The 15,216-nt window shown below is 72.6% G+C and carries 10 protein-coding genes; 5 read left to right on the forward strand and 5 right to left on the reverse strand.

All coding sequences use genetic code 11. The features are described from left to right. Positions 1-125: 125 nt before the first annotated feature. Both AF1_RS22045 and AF1_RS36845 read right to left on the reverse strand, forming a co-directional pair. Positions 126-1,349 (reverse strand): glycosyltransferase, encoded by a 1,224-nt coding sequence (locus AF1_RS22045; protein ID WP_067802513.1) that lies wholly within the window; start codon positions 1,347-1,349, stop codon positions 126-128. Further along, a complete protein-coding gene (locus AF1_RS36845; protein ID WP_407642243.1) occupies positions 1,346-3,271 on the reverse strand; it encodes an MFS transporter in 1,926 nt (641 codons plus the stop codon). The genes AF1_RS22045 and AF1_RS36845 overlap by 4 nt, the downstream gene beginning before the upstream one ends. A 355-nt stretch (positions 3,272-3,626) precedes the next feature. Here AF1_RS36845 and AF1_RS22055 point away from each other — a divergent pair, with 355 nt between their 5' ends. Together AF1_RS22055 and ccrA are read left to right on the forward strand one after the other, a co-directional pair. Continuing rightward, entirely contained in the window at positions 3,627-10,127 is a 6,501-nt protein-coding gene (locus AF1_RS22055; RefSeq protein ID WP_067802453.1) for a type I polyketide synthase, read from the forward strand. Positions 10,128-10,167: 40 nt separating this feature from the next. Further along, the gene (gene ccrA, locus AF1_RS22060) at positions 10,168-11,502 is read left to right on the forward strand and encodes a crotonyl-CoA carboxylase/reductase (RefSeq protein WP_067802456.1); all 1,335 of its coding nucleotides are present in this window, start codon (positions 10,168-10,170) and stop codon (positions 11,500-11,502) included. 130 nt (positions 11,503-11,632) lie between these two features. On the opposite strand, the gene AF1_RS22065 is transcribed toward ccrA, so the two are convergent. Next, positions 11,633-12,235, reverse strand: a complete 603-nt coding sequence (locus tag AF1_RS22065) for a TetR/AcrR family transcriptional regulator (protein ID WP_217999836.1) — start codon at positions 12,233-12,235, stop codon at positions 11,633-11,635. Between the two features lie 13 nt (positions 12,236-12,248). On the opposite strand from AF1_RS22065, the gene AF1_RS22070 reads away from it, so the two are divergent. After that, positions 12,249-13,253, forward strand: coding sequence for an NAD(P)-dependent oxidoreductase (locus AF1_RS22070; RefSeq protein ID WP_084263204.1), 1,005 nt, complete (start codon positions 12,249-12,251; stop codon positions 13,251-13,253). Between the two features lie 44 nt (positions 13,254-13,297). Here AF1_RS22070 and AF1_RS22075 read toward each other — a convergent pair whose 3' ends face one another. After that, a complete protein-coding gene (locus AF1_RS22075; RefSeq protein ID WP_067802461.1) occupies positions 13,298-13,645 on the reverse strand; it encodes a hypothetical protein in 348 nt (115 codons plus the stop codon). A 50-nt stretch (positions 13,646-13,695) separates the two neighbouring features. Next, positions 13,696-13,935, reverse strand: a complete 240-nt coding sequence (locus tag AF1_RS35285) for a hypothetical protein (protein WP_165488455.1) — start codon at positions 13,933-13,935, stop codon at positions 13,696-13,698. A 148-nt stretch (positions 13,936-14,083) separates the two neighbouring features. Between AF1_RS35285 and AF1_RS22080 the strand changes: the two genes are divergently transcribed. Next, positions 14,084-14,908, forward strand: coding sequence for a helix-turn-helix domain-containing protein (locus AF1_RS22080; protein ID WP_067802464.1), 825 nt, complete (start codon positions 14,084-14,086; stop codon positions 14,906-14,908). After that, positions 14,905-15,201: a DUF397 domain-containing protein gene (locus tag AF1_RS22085; RefSeq protein ID WP_067802467.1), complete on the forward strand. Its 297-nt coding sequence runs from the start codon at positions 14,905-14,907 to the stop codon at positions 15,199-15,201. Before AF1_RS22080 ends, AF1_RS22085 begins: the two co-directional genes overlap by 4 nt. The last annotated feature ends 15 nt before the right edge of the window (positions 15,202-15,216 follow it).

Below are 15,216 nucleotides of genomic sequence, written 5' to 3' on the forward strand. Positions count from 1 at the left end.
GGCGGCCGTGGGCGGACGGGCCGCCGCGGCCGAGGCCGCCGCAGCCGCCGCCCGCCAGGCGGGCGATCGTCCCCGCCCCGGACGGCTCCGGCTGGCGCTGGGGCGAGGCGGAGGACTGACCGCGCTCAGCGCGGCAGCGCGTCGATGATCTGCCGCGCGCGTCCGACGCCGTCCTCGGCCCGGATGCGCCGCCCGATCTCGCTCGCGCGCTCGGCCATCTCCCGATCCTGGACGGCCTGCCGGATCTTCCGCGCCAGCCGCGGCGCCGTCAGCGCGCGGAACGGGAGCGGTGCCGGCCCCGCGCCCAGCGCCGCCACCCGCTCGCCCCAGTAGGGCTGGTCGCCGAAGAACGGGCACACCACGGCCGGCACGCCGGCCCGCAGTCCCGCCGCGGTCGTCCCGGCGCCGCCATGGTGGACGACCGCCGCCGTCCGGGGGAACAGCCACGCGTGCGGGACGTCCCGGACGGCGTGGACCCGGCCGTCCGAACTCGCCGGATCGCCCTGCACGACGCCCCGCACCCCGGCGAGTTCCAACGCCGCCCGCACGGTCCGGCCGGTCGCCTCGCCGTCCTTCGGGACCATGCTCCCGAACCCGACGTACACCGGTGCGGGGCCCGCCGCGAGGAACTCCGCCAGTTCCCCGGGCGGCTCCCACTCGTCCTCGTCGAGGAACCAGTACCCGGTCAGATGGACGTTCGGCCCCCAGTCCCCGGGCCTTGGCACGACGACCGGGCTGAAGCACGCCAGCACCGGGCCGTCCGGCCTGCGGCCCCGCAGCGGCAGCCGCGGCAGCCCCAGCGACTCCTCCCGCCACGGGTTGATGAACGGCCGCGACAACTGCCACGCGATCTGGTCGACCGCCCGGAAACTCGCCCGGTTCCCCCACGAGCCGAGCGACCGCGGGACGAACGGATGCGGGAACGCGCCCGTCGGCTCGCTCGGCTGGAAATGAATGAGCGCCCACGGCACACCGAGATGCTCACCAATGTGCCGGGGGAGGAATCCGAGGGTGGGCCCCAAGATCAGATCCGCGCCCTTGCACGCGTCCGCGCACTCCGCCAGCAAACGCTCGGCCATCGGCCCGATGACGCGCTTGAACCCGCCGAGGAACTTCACCGGATTACGCCCCCCGGCCAGCAGCCGCTGCCCGGCGTCGGATTCCAGGATCTCCGCCGGGTCGGCCGTCAGCGGCGCCAGTTCCAGCCCCGCCGCGACGGCCATCGGCGAGTACCGGGCGCTCGCCACGAGCCGCACCTCGTCCCCGCGCGCCCGCAACGCCCGCCCGAGCGCCACACAGGGCTGGATGTCCCCCCGCGACCCGGCCGCGAAGATCACGATTCTGCTCACGGTGCCTCCCACCCGGCGTCACCGCGCGGGATGCCCTGCGGCCCGTCCGCCCGCTCCTCCGGCACATAGGGCTCGTACCACCCGTCCGGCGGGGCGGGCCGTTCCCCGGGCCGCTGCTCGCCGCCCGCGTCCAGGCCCGGCTTCACCGGCGGCACGTCCCGTGGCCCGCGCACCACGCCCGATCCATCGGTGTCCGCGCGCTGAGCCGGTCCGGACGCCGAAGGCCGCGATGAGCGCGGCTCACCCTTGCGGGCGGGGTGGTCGTCCTCCGGGGATTCGGGCGGTGGCTCGGCGGGAGGCGCCGGCCAGGGGGAGGCGGGGGATTCGCTGTTCCACCGGGTGGGGGTGTCGTCCGGGGGCTTGAGGGCGGTGTCGGTCCACCAGTGGGGGCCGGGGGCGCGGACACGCTCGTCCCGTGCGAGGTCGTCCTCCCAGGTGAGGGGGAACGGGAGGGGGACGTTGGGCGGGGCGGCGCTCGCGACGGCGACCGGGGCGGGAAGGGGGCCGGACGCGAGGAGGGCGGGGACCGGGTCGCGCGGTGGCCCGGCGGGATCGTGCTTCGGGCGGTCCGGGATCACCGGGGGCCTCTTGCCGTGCTTCGGGCCCAGCCAGCCGCGCCGGCTGGGGAGGGTGATGCCGCTGACCAGGCCGCCGATGAGGACGAGGACGGCGCCGAGGATGAGGCCCGAGGAGGTGCCGATGCGGAACTTCTCCAGTTCGGCGGCGCTCGCGCCCTCGTCCGGGATGGTGTGGACGAACAGGCCGACGATGGCGATGCCGAAGGCGCCGGACGCCTCGCGGATCACGTTGATGACGCCGCTCGCGACGCCGGCCCGCTTCTCCGGGACGGCCTTGAGCACGTACATCACGAGCGGCATGCCGAGGGCGGCCCCGGCGCCGATGAGCATGACGCCCGGCATCAGGTCGGCGTAGCCGTCGCCGATCGTCAGGGTGGAGAACAGGACCATGCCGAGGCCCATCAGCGCCATGCCGACGCCGATCGCGGGCCGCGGGCCGATCTTGGCGGCCATCAGGAAGGCCACCGGGGTCAGCAGGAGGATCACGATGGCCGGGGGCAGCATGACCATGCCGGCCTTGGGCGGCGAGAAGCCGAGGAAGCGCTGCAGGAACGGCTGCGAGTAGAACATCATGCCGTTGAAGCCGATGCCGTAGAGCATCTGCGACAGCAGCCCGCCGGTGAAGACGCGGTTGTGGAAGAACCGCAGGTCGATCATCGGGTCGGGGGCCCAGCTCTCCACCACGACGAAGCAGACCAGCGCGATCGCGCCGAGGGCGAAGACGCTGAGCACCGACGGGTCGGCCCAGCCGTGCCTGTTGCCGGCCTCCAGCCCGTAGATGAACGCGAACAGCATCGTCGCGGAGATCAGCACGCCGGGCAGGTCGACGCGGGCGTGCTTGTTCTCGCCGTGCCCGGTGAGGACGAACATGCCGAGCAGGATCACCAGGATGCCGGGCACGATGTTGATCAGGAAGATCCAGCCCCAGTGCCAGTGCTGGACGATGATCCCGCCGATCGCGGGGCCGAGCGCGGTCGCCCCGGACGCGGCGCCGATGAAGACGATGTTGCCGATCGAGCGCTGCCTGTCGTTCCGCCCGACGGTGACCATCACCTGCGTGGCGGGCAGCGCGAGCGCGGCGCCGGCGCCCTGCACGATGCGGGCGAGGATCAGCACCTCGGAGCTCGGCGCGAGCCCGCACACGGCGGACGCGGTGGTGAAGACGGCCATGCCGGCGGTGAAGGTGAGCCGGCAGCCGTAGACGTCGGTGAGCCGCCCGCCCATGATCATCAGGCAGGAGAACATCAGGATGTAGCCGGTGGCGACCCAGTCCTTGGCCGAGGACGACATGTCGAGGTCGGCCATGATGGTGGGCAGGGCCGTGAAGACCACCGTGTTGTCCATGGTGGTCATGAACGCGCTGACGGCGACAACCGCCAGCGCCCATCGGTATCGGCCCCGGGTCAACAGTCCGTACGGCGAGGGTCCCGCACCGCCGGGAAATCCGCCGCTTCCCCCTAAAAACAGTCGTCGCTGCTGTTACTGATGGTTGACATCTTGTTACTCGGCCATGACTCTAGGTCGTGTTTTCTCAACTATCCCATCAGGCCACATTGGCTACTCCGGAGTCTTGTCATCACCGTGACAAGGCCCCGGTGAGAAAAGTGGCCTGGATGCGCATCGTGAACAGGGCAGCGTGGGACAAAGTGGTCCCTTCGCTTCGACGAACGATCCCGGTTTCTTGGGGGGACCCCAGCGCATGCAGAGCAACGATCGTTCCGGAGCCGCGCAGGACGACGCGCAGGATGACGCGCAGGACGAGACTCGCATCGGTGAGGAGCCGATCCGCCGGCATCTGATCGAGCAGATCGCGCGCCGCTCCAGGACCATCGCCGCCGAAGTCGATCCCGACCGTCCGCTTGAGGAGTTCGGGCTGGCGTCCCGGGACGCGGTCGCGATCGCCGGTGAGCTGGAGCAGCTGCTGGGACGCTCCCTGCCCGCCACCCTCGTCTGGGAACACCCCACGATCAACAAGCTGGTCGCCGCGCTGGCGGGCGGCGGCATCGGGCCGGAACCGGCCGCGGGGGAACCGGAGGCCGGACCCGCCCGGCAGGCCGTGCACGACGAGCCGATCGCCGTCATCGGCATCGGCTGCCGCTTCCCCGGCGGCGACCGCGACCTGACCGGCCCCGCGGACTACTGGCGTTTCCTGACCGGACGCGGCGATGCGATCCGCGAGGTGCCGGACGGCCGCTGGGCCCCGTTCGACGACGGCTCGCCCGAGGTCGGCGACCTGCTCGCGCGGACGACGCGGCTCGGCGGTTTCCTGGCGGACGTCGCCGGGTTCGACGCGGGGTTCTTCGGCATCACCCCGCGCGAGGCCGCGGCGATGGACCCGCAGCAGCGGCTCGTCCTCGAAGTGGCGTGGGAGGCGTTCGAGCACGCGGGCATCGGGCCGGCGTCGCTGCGCGGCAGCCGCACCGGCGTGTTCGTCGGCGTGTCGGCGCCGGAGTACGCGGCGTTCACCGCGTCCGACCTGGCGTCGCTGGAGCCGTTCACGGCGACCGGCGCGGCGCTCGGCATCATCGCGAACCGGCTGTCGTACCTGCTGGACCTGCGCGGCCCCAGCATGATCGTCGACACGGCGTGCTCGTCGTCGCTGGTCTCCACGCACCTCGCCGTCCAGGCGCTGCGCGCCGGTGAGGCCGACGTGGCGCTGGCCGGCGGCGTGAACCTGCTGCTGTCGCCGGCCGTCACGATGACGTTCGACCTCGCGGGCGGGACGGCGGCGGACGGGCACTGCAAGGCGTTCGACGCGTCCGCCGACGGCATGGTCCGCGCGGAGGGCTGCGGCGCCGTCGTGCTGAAGCGCCTGTCGGACGCGGTGCGCGACGGCGACCGGGTGCTCGCCGTGGTGCGGGGGTCCGGCGTCAACTCGGACGGACGCTCCAACGGCCTGGTCGCCCCCAACTCCGACGCGCAGCGCGCCCTGCTCCGCGACGTGTACGCGAGGGCGGGCGTCGGCACCCGCGACGTCGACTACGTCGAAGCCCACGGGACGGGAACGTTCCTGGGCGACCCGATCGAGGCCAAGGCGGTCGGCGAGGTCCTCGGCGCCGGACGCGACGACGGTGCGCCGCTGCTGCTCGGCTCCGCCAAGTCGAATCTCGGGCACATGGAGTCCGCGGCGGGCATAGCCGGGCTCATCAAGACCGTCCTCGCGCTGCATCACCGGGTCATCCCGCCCAGTGCGCACTTCAAGGAGCCCAACCCGCACATCCCGTTCGATGAACTGCACCTCGCGGTCGTCTCGGAGGAGACCCCGTGGCCCGATAGGGGGCACCCGGCGCGTGCGGGTGTGTCCGGGTTCGGTTTTGGCGGGACTAACGCGCACGTCCTTCTGGAAGAGGCTCCTTCGCAGGAGACGACCGTCCAGCCGGCCGCCGTCCGGACGTTCCCGCTGTCCGACACGAGCGACGACCGTGTCCGCGACCACGCGGCCCTCCTCGCCGAGTGGCTCCCGCCCCAGGACGTGGAACTCGCTGACGTCGCCCGTACCCTGCACCGGCGTACCGGCCGGGGACGAGCCCGCGCCGCCGTCGTCGCCAGGGACCGCGCAGGCTTCCTCGAAGGGCTCACCGCCCTCGCCGAAGGCCGTCCCCACCCCGGTGTGGTGACGGGTACCGCGCTCGGTGCGCCGGGCCGTCCCGTGTGGGTCTTCTCCGGGTACGGCGCCCAGCGCGCCGGCATGGCCCAGCGGCTCCTTGAGGAGGAGCCCGCGTTCGCCGAAGCCATCGACGACCTGGACGGCATGTTCGCCGAGGAGGGCGGCCCCGACCTGTGGGCGCTGCTCGAAGAGGGCGGCAAGCCGGACGGGCCGGCCGACACCATGCCGGTCCTGTTCGCGATCCAGCTCGGCCTCGCCCGCATGTGGCAGGCGTACGGCGTCACGCCGGGCGCGGTCATCGGCCATTCGATGGGCGAGGTCGCGGCGGCCGTCGTCGCCGGCGCGCTCACCCCGCAGGACGGCGTCCGCGTCATCTGCCGCCGGTCCCGCCTGCTGACGCGGCTCGTCGGCGGCGGCGCGATGGCCGTGCTCGGCGCGTCCGCCGGCGAGGTCGCGCGGCTGGCCGGCGGCCTGCCCGAGGTGTACGCGGCGGTGCACTCGTCACCGAGGCAGACCGTCGTGACCGGCGACGCCGGCCAGGTCGCCGAGATCGTCAAGCGCGCGGAGGCCGAGGGACGCCTGGCCCGGATGGTCCAGGCCGAGGGTGCCGGGCACTCCCCGCAGGTCGATCCGCTGCTGCCCGAACTGCGCGAACTCCTCGCCGGGGTCGGCGCCGAGCCCGGCACCCCGCTCACCGGCGGCATCCGGCTCTACACCACCGCCCTCGACGACCCCCGCGCCTACCTCGCCTCCGGCGCGCCGCTCGGTGCCGGGCACTGGGCCGCGAACCTGCGCAACGCGGTCCGGCTCACCGACGCCGTCTCGGCCGCCGCCGAGGACGGATACCGGACGTTCATCGAGGTCAACGCGCACCCGATCCTCGCCCACGCGGTCGGTGAGACCCTCGACGGGACGGGCGCGCTCGTCACCCACACGCTCAAGCGGGCACCGAAGGGGCAGGAGACCGACGACACGCTGACGTTCCACGCGCAGCTCGCCACCCTGGCCGCACACGGCCACCCGGTCGCGGTCCCCGCGGACGGGCGCGTCATCGACGTCCCGCAGTCGCCGTGGCGGCACGAACGGCACTGGGTCGACCTGTCGGCCCGCACGTCCGGCCGGAGCGACGAGCATCCGCTGCTCGGCGCGCACGTGGAACTCCCCGGTGAGGACCGGCACGCCTGGCGCGCCGACGTGGGCCTGGCCGCGCAGCCGTGGCTGGACGGCCTGACCGTCCACGGCCTGCACGTGCTGCCGGTCGCCGCGTTCGCGGAGATGGCGCTCGCCGCCGGTGCGACCGTGCTCGGCACCGAGGACGTCCGCGTCAACGGCCTGTGGGTGGAGCGTCCGCTGGCGCTCGCCGACCACACGACCGTCACCACGACGTTCACCGAGGCGGAGCAGCGGGTGGAGGTGCACGCGCTGACACCGGCGGGCACCTGGGTGCGGCTGGCCAGTGCCGACGTCGGTGCGGACCACCGGGCACCGGCGGGCGCCGAGCCGGGGGCCGCCACCGAGATCGCGGGCGCCGAGCGCGGCAGCCGCCACTACCGGCTGCACCCCGAGGTGTTCGACCGCTGCCTGTCCGTCCTGTCGGACGAGGCGGCGGCGCTCACCGGGGCCGGCGGCGTGTGGACGGCCGAGACGATCGGCAGCCTGCGCGTGTACGGGCCGACGCACCGCGGCGGGCACGTCCGCGCGGCGGTCGTCCGGGACGACGAGGGCGTGACCGGCTCGCTCACGCTCCTGTCGGCGGACGGCGGGCTCCTCGCCGAGGCGACCGGCATCGTCCTCCGCCGGGTCGAACGCCCCGACGTCCCCGTGCCGCTCACCGGCAAGCTGGTCGAACTGGCCTGGGACGAGACCCCCCTTCCCGAAACCGGGACGGCGGGCGGCGGGACGTGGCTGGTGCTGTCCGAGGAGGACGACCCGCTCGCCGTGGCGGCGGCCGCCGGGCTGGAGAGCCGCGGCAAGGCCGTCGTCCGGCATCGGGTGACGCACCGTCCACCGGACGGCCATCCGGCCATGGACGGGCCGGTCGAAGGCGTCGTCCTCGTCCCGCCCGCCGACCTGGTCGATGAGGACCTGGTGCTCGCCGTCGCCGGGGTGAGCCGCTCGCTCCCCGACGGCCCCCGCCTCTACGTCGCGACCCGCGGCGCCCTGCCCCTACACGGCGGGGAGGGCCTGCCGGGCCACGGGTTCGTCAGCGCGCTCACTCGCGTCCTCGCGTTCGAGCGCACCGCCCAGCGGGCGACCCACGTGGACGTCGACCGTCCGCAGGACCTGGTCGCGGAACTTCTCGCCGGCGCCGATGAGCGCGAGGCCGCCTGGCGCGGCGGCACCCGGTACGCGGCGCGCCTCGCGCGGGCAGTCCTCCCCGAGCCGCCGCCGCGCGGGAAGCGGATCGTCCGGCGCGGCGGCGCCTACGTGATCACCGGCGGCTACGGCGGCATCGGCCTGGTCACCGCGCGGCTGCTGGCCGAGCGCGGCGCGGGACGCATCGTGCTGTCCGGGCGGAGCGGCCCGGACGCCGACGCCGAGAAGGTCATCGCCCGCCTCCGCGAGGACGGCGTGGACGTCGGCGTCGTGCTGGGCGACATCGCGCGGCCGGGCACCGCCGAACGCCTCATCGGGGCCGCGCAGGAGGGCGGCACGAGGCTGCTCGGCATCGTGCACGGCGCCGGTGCCATCGACGACCGGCTGATCGCCGACCTCGGCCCGGACGATCTCCACCGGGTGTGGACGGCGAAGGTCGAGGGTGCGCGCCGGCTCAGCGAGGCCGCCTGGGACCTCGATCTCGACTGGTTCGTCACGCATTCGTCGGCCGCCGCGCTGCTCGGCTCGCCCGGCCAGGGCGGCTACGCCGCCGCGAACGCCGCGATCGACGCCCTCATGGCGTACCGGCGCGCGAACGGCCGCCCCGGAACCACCATCAACTGGGGCACCTGGTCACAGGTCGGCGGAGCCACCGAAGCGTCCGTCACCGTCATCGACCCGATCAGCCCGGCGGAGGGCGCGGAGGCGCTCGAAGCGCTGCTCGTCCACGGCCTGCCGGCGGCGGGCGTGCTCCGCTTCGACCCCGGCACGGCCGTCGCGCTGTTCCCCGAGATCCGGAACATGCCGTACTTCGCCGCGCTGACCGAGGCCGCGGGCGAGGCCGGGGCCGATGACGCCGGCGACTGGCCCGGTGTGGAGGCGCTCGCGGACCTGGACCCCGGCACCGCCCGCACGCTGATCGCCGCGCGGGTCAGGCACCGGATCGCGACCGTCCTCGGGTTCGATCCGCGGCGCCTGGACCCGGCCGTCCCGCTCACCGACCTCGGCCTCGACTCGCTCGTCGCCGTCCGGATCAAGAGCGGTGTCGAGCACGACCTCGGGCTGACCGTCCCCGCGTCCGTGCTGCTGCAGGGCGCCAGCGTCAACGTGTTCGAGGAGTGGGCCGCCGCCGAACTCGGCCTGCCGGACGCCCCGGCGCCGACCGCCGTCTCGAACGCCGAATCCGGATATGTCATGCCCCGCGATGCGGCGGAGCGTCTCGCGGCCCGCATCTTCGAGGACGTCCTCGGCCTCGACCGCGTCGGGGTCACCGCCGGCTTCTTCGCCGACCTCGGCGGCCGGGAAGACCAGGCCGACCGGGTCGTCGCGCTCGTCGTCGCCGAACTCGGCACCGAGGTGACCCGCGGCGAGCTGTTCGAGGTGCCCACGGCGGAGCACGTCGCCGAGTTCATCCGGGCCGCGGACGAGGAGGCCGCGCGGCAGACCGTCCGCCCGCTCAAGCCGTCCGGCACCCGCCGACCGATCTTCATCGCGCACCCGGCCGGCGGCACCACCGCCTGCTACCGGCAGCTCATCGACCTGCTCGGCGACGACCAGCCGGTGTACGGGCTGGAGCGGTTCGAGGACGCGCCGCCGGTCGAGGAGCGCGCCGCCCGCTACGTGCGGCACCTGGTGGAGGCGCAGCCGGAGGGCGCGTTCCGGCTCGGCGGCTGGTCGTTCGGCGGGGTCCTCGCCTACGAGACCGCCCGGCGGCTCCGGCGGGCCGGACGCGAGGTCGAGTTCGTCGCGCTGTTCGACGCGGGGCTCCCGCTGCCGGTCGAGGACGAGTCCGACACCCTCGCCCGCCGGTTCTCCGCGTTCACCGACTACATCAACGAGACGTACGGCCTGGACGTCGCCCTCGACTACGAGGAACTGGCCGGCCTGGACGAGGAGGCGCAGTTCGCCCTCGTCATGGAACGCGCGGCGCCGCTCGTGGACCACATCCCCCCGGCGGCCCTCACCCACCAGCTCACCTCCCACCAGGACACCCGTTCCCTGGAGGCGTACAAGCCCGGGCCCTACGACGGGCACGTCATCCTGTACCACGCGCCCGAGGAGACCCCGTGGGCCGTCCGGGATGCCCGCTATGTGCTCGACGGGACCAACGGTTTCGGCGGGCTCTGCTCCGACCTGGAGATCGTCACGATCCCCGGGGCGCACCACCTCAACCTGCTCGACCCGCCGGGTGTGGACGTTCTCGCCGCGCACCTGGAGGACCGGCTGGCCGGACGGCGGGAGCGCGACGCCGTCCGTACGCCCACCACGGCCCGCTGAGGGCCCGCCCACGACACCGTCGTTCCACGGAGGACATTCCATGGCCCACCCCGGCCCGTCCCATGACCTGCTCGACGCCGTCCGCTCCGGTGCGAGCGGCCCCGAGCTGCAGGAGATCGACCTGCCGACCCGTTTCCGCGCCGCGTTCACCCGCAAGGACGAGGTCGGGATCTTCGAGGGCCAGACCGACAAGGACGTGCGCCGCTCCCTGCACGTCGGCGAGGTCGAGATGCCGGAGATCGCGCCCGACGAGTGCGTGGTCGCGGTGATGTCCGCCGCGATCAACTTCAACACCGTCTGGTCGGCGATCTTCGAGCCGATCCCGACGTTCGCGTTCCTGGAGAAGTTCGGCCGGCAGGGCTGGTACGGCGCCCGGCACGACCTGCCGTACCACATCCTCGGCTCGGACGGCGCCGGTGTCGTCGTCCGTACCGGCAGCGGCGTGAAGCACTGGAAGGTCGGCGACAAGGTCGTCCTGTCCCCGTCCTACGTGGACGAGGAGGACCACGGCTCCTACGACGACGGCATGATGTCGGAGACCCAGCTCGCCTGGGGCTTCGAGACGAACTTCGGGTCGCTCGGCGAGTACTGCATCGTCAAGGCGAACCAGCTGATCCGCAAGCCCGCCCACCTCACCTGGGAGGAGGCGGGCTCCAACACCCTGTGCGCCGCCACCGCCTACCGGATGCTCGTCGGCACGCACGGCGCCCGCATGAAGCAGGGCGACGTCGTGCTGATCTGGGGCGCGACGGGCGGGCTCGGCTCGTTCGCGACGCAGCTCGTCAGGAACGGCGGCGGCATCCCGGTGGGGGTCGTGTCGTCGGAGGAGAAGGCGGAGATCGTCCGCGCGCAGGGCTGCGAGCACGTCATCAACCGCAACGAGCTGAACCTGGGCGAGCAGGGCCTGCGCCATCCGAAGGCGGGACGGGTCCTCGGCGAGGCGATCCGCGCCCTCGTCGGCGAGGACCCCGGGATCGTGTTCGAGTACCTCGGCCGGGAGACGTTCGGCGCGTCCGTCTACGTCGCCAAGCGCGGCGGCAGGATCGTCACCTGCGGCTCCTCGACCGGGTACAAGCACGAGTACGACAACCGGTTCCTGTGGATGCGGCTGAAGAGCATCATCGGCTCGCACGGCTTCAACTACCACGAGGCCGTCGAGGTGAACCGCCTGTTCGGCCTCGGCATGATCCACCCGACGCTGTCGAAGGTGTTCCCGCTGGAGGAGGCCGGGGAGGCGACCCGCGCCGTCCAGACGAACCAGCACGTCGGCAAGGTCGCCGTCCTGTGCGGGGCGACCGCGGAGGGGCAGGGCGTGGACGATCCGGCCCTGCGCGAGCGCATCGGCGAGGAGAAGCTGTCCCTCTACCGCCGCTGACCTTCCCCGGGTGGACGCCCGCCGGTTCCCGCCACGGACCGGCGGGCGTTCCGTCTCTCAGGTGGGCGGCGGCCGTTCGTCCACCACGTGCTTCAGCACCCCCGTCGTCGCGGCCGGTCGCGGAACCGGATCACGGGCCGGGTTCGGCGCAGGAGTCCAGGTAGGGGCCGAGTTCGCGGGCGACGGCCGTCAGGGGGCGGACGTTCTGTTCGGCCTTGGCCATGAGGATCGCGCCCTCCAGGGCACCGACCATGAGCGTCGCGAGTGCGCCGGCCCGGCGGGACGGGACGCCCATCGCGGTCAGTTCCCGGGCGATCGGACGGCGCCAGCACGCGAACGCGGCGGCGGTGGCGGCGCGGGTCGAGGCGGCGGAGTCCGCGCAGTCGACCGTCGCCGCGGCGACCGGGCAGCCGCCCGCGAAGCCCGCCGACCGGAACTCCTCCGTCCACTGCCGCACCATCGCCGCGAAAAGCCCGCCCGGCGTGGGACGGGACATGGAGGCCATGAAGCGGTCGACGCGCGCGGCGGCGTAGCGGCCGGCCCACTCCACGGCCTCGTTCACCAACTGCTCCTTGCCGCCCGGGAAATAGTGCTGGAGCGACCCGCGCGGCGCGCCGGCGTGGGCGGCGACCTCCCGCAGCCCCGTGGCGGTGACCCCGTTCCGGCGGATGAGCTGCGCGGCGCTGAAGACCATCCGCTCCCGAGGTCCTCGATCGTCCACTTCTGGCTTCACCTGGACCATTATCATGACCGCTGTCATAATCGGCAAGGTCGGCACGTCCCCACGAGCGCTCCGCCGCCACCCCTGGCGGGGCGCGGTCCAGCCACGACCGGAGGCGAAGGTGGACACGAACGTCGGATTCATCGGACTCGGCGTCATGGGACGCCCCATGGCGCTCAACCTCGCCCGCGCCGGAACCAGCCTGATCGTCTGGAACCGCACCCCCGCCAGGACCGAGGCGCTGCGCGCCGCGGGAGCGGCCGTGGCGTCCAGCCCCGCCGAGGTGTGCCGAAGCGCGGACGTGGTGCTGCTCATGCTGGCCGACGGCCCCGCCATCGACGCCGTCCTCGGACGAGGCACGCCCGGCTTCACGGCGAATGTCGCCGGACGCGTGATCGTCCACATGGGCACCACGTCACCGGGCTACTCCCGCGACCTGGAGGCCGATGTCCGCGCGGCCACCGGCCGTTACGTCGAGGCTCCGGTGTCCGGCTCGCGCGGACCCGCCGAGACGGGCGAACTGGTCGCGATGCTGGCCGGTGAACCCGCGGACGTCGACCTCGTCCGCCCCCTGATCGCCCCGATGTGCGGCCAGACGTTCGCCTGCGGTCCCGTTCCCCATGGGCTGGAGATGAAGCTCGCGGTCAACCTGTTCCTGATCACGATGGTCACCGGCCTGGCCGAGTCGTTCCATTTCGCCGACCGGCACGGCCTGGACCGGCGGCGGCTGCTGGAGGTCCTCGACGCGGGCCCGATGGCCAGCACCGTGTCCCGCGCCAAGGCGCGCAAGCTCCTCGCCCGCGACTTCTCCGTCCAGGCGTCCATCACCAACGTCCTGGACAACAACCGCCTCATCGCCGAAGCCGCCCGCCGGGCAGGCGTCGCCTCGCCCGTCCTGGACGCCTGCCACGCCCTCTACCGCGAAACCCAGGCGCTGGGCCACGGCCCGTCCGACATGGCCGCCGTGATCCACGCCCTCGCCTCCCGGACCGACGCCCTCCAGAGAAGTGCGGAGCTCAGCGGCGGGTGAAGCCCGGACCCGGCTTCCGGCCCGGCCGGGGAGCTTTCCGCCGGTCAGGGGTTCCGGTCGCCGAGGGCGCAGACGACCCACGGGACGAGCAGCCGGGCGACTCCGGCGCACGCGCCGTCCAGGTCGGGGCAGGGTGCCAGGCGGTCTCCCGTGCTCGACACGAACCACCAGCCGGTCTCGTCCCGGACGGCCGTGATGCTGTCGCCGATGCACGGGACCCGCGGGTCGAACACCCGCAGCAGCGGCGGGGATTGGCCGTAGCGGGGCCGGGCCGTCCAACCGTCCCGCCGCAGCCGCAGGGCGAGCCGGTTCAGGTGACGGCGCGCCCGCCAGGTGTCGAGAAGGGATGGCGCGACCGGCGGGCACGGGGGGAACCCGGCCGGCCGCGCCACCTCCCTCCCCGGGGCCGTCCTGGGACGGACGGCCCGCTCCGGTGATGAACTCACCGGAGGTTCCGGTAGGCGCCGCCCGCCCGGACGGCCTCCCGCATCAGTTCGGCCCGCAGCTCCACCGGGTCCGCGCGCATCACGGTCGCGTCCACCCCGGCCTTGGGGTCGATAAGCGTGGCGACGTATTCGCCGAGCCGCCCGTCCCACCGACGCGAACGCCAAATGTGGTGCCCGGGAAAATCCTCACGAAGCCGGTCGAGTGCGGGGTCATCGAACGAAGATGTGTCTTTCAAGGGAGATCCCGTGGTCGTAATCGCTGGCGGTGCATGTGTTATAAGAATCACAGCGCGCATTGCTCCTGACCAGCAAGGTGTCAAGAGCCGCGCTCCACCCCCCGGAAGATCAACGAAACCCAGGGACCGGTTTCTCAAGGAGCCCCCGATGGGAACGCGTAGCGAACCATATGAAGCCCCCGCAATTCAGACATTCGCCGTTGAATTGACGGCGTGGAGAACGGAAGCAGGACTCACCCAGACGGCCCTCGCCGAGACTCTCGGCTATACGCCCCAATGGATCAGCCAGCTCGAATCCGCGAAAAGCATCCCGTCCAAGACGTTCGCGGAGAACCTGGACACCTTCTTCAAGACCAACGGCCTCTTCCAGCGGCTGTGGAAGCGCATCATCGACACCCGCCACCAGGCCATCATCCCGCCCGGCTTCACCGCGTACATGGAACGCGAGGCTGAGGCCAGCCAGGCCCGCATCTACCAGTTGATGCCGATCCACGGTCTACTCCAGACCGAGAGTTACATACGAACGGTCGTCGGCCATGACCAAGACCCCGACACAGCGGATCGTCTCGTCGCCGAACGTCTCAAGCGGCAGGAGATCCTCACCCGTGAGAACGCGCCCCACGTGTGGTTCACGCTCGACGAGGCGGCACTGCGTCGTGCGATCGTCGGACCGGACGTCATGCGCGAGCAACTCGCGCACATCCTCACCATGGCCGAACATCCGAACATCTCCGTCGATGTCGTCCCGATGAGCCAGGGGTACTACCCCGGCCTCACCGGGAGCTTTACCATCCTGAGCTTCTCGAACGCGCCTGACGTCGCGTACACCGAATCGGCAGGGCAGGGGATGCTCATCCAGGACCCGCGAATTGTCGGTACTTTCGCAGTAATGTACAACTCACTGCGAGGTGACGCGCTTCGTGTTGGGGAGTCGCGTTCCTTGATCACGAGTGTGATGGAGGAGTACGGATGACCGCACTGGATCTGTCGGCCGTGAAGTGGCGCAAAGCAAGCCAGAGTGGACACCAAGGTGGCGACTGCGTGGAGGTCGGGAGCGTTCCGCAGGTGCCCGCTGAGGCGTGGCGCAAGGCGAGCCGCAGCGGTCATGAGGGCGGCGAATGTGTCGAGGTCGCGAAGGCCGCGCGGGTGGTGGCGGTTCGGGATTCCAAGGACCCGGACGGTCCGAAGCTGGCCTTCGCTGCTGCCGAGTGGCGAGCGTTCGCCCGCCGCGTCGCGGCCGGCGTTCACGACCTGGCCCAGAGTTGATCGGTGACGGGTCCC

The organism is Actinomadura formosensis NBRC 14204 (assembly GCF_001552155.1).
Lineage (GTDB): Bacteria > Actinomycetota > Actinomycetes > Streptosporangiales > Streptosporangiaceae > Spirillospora > Spirillospora formosensis.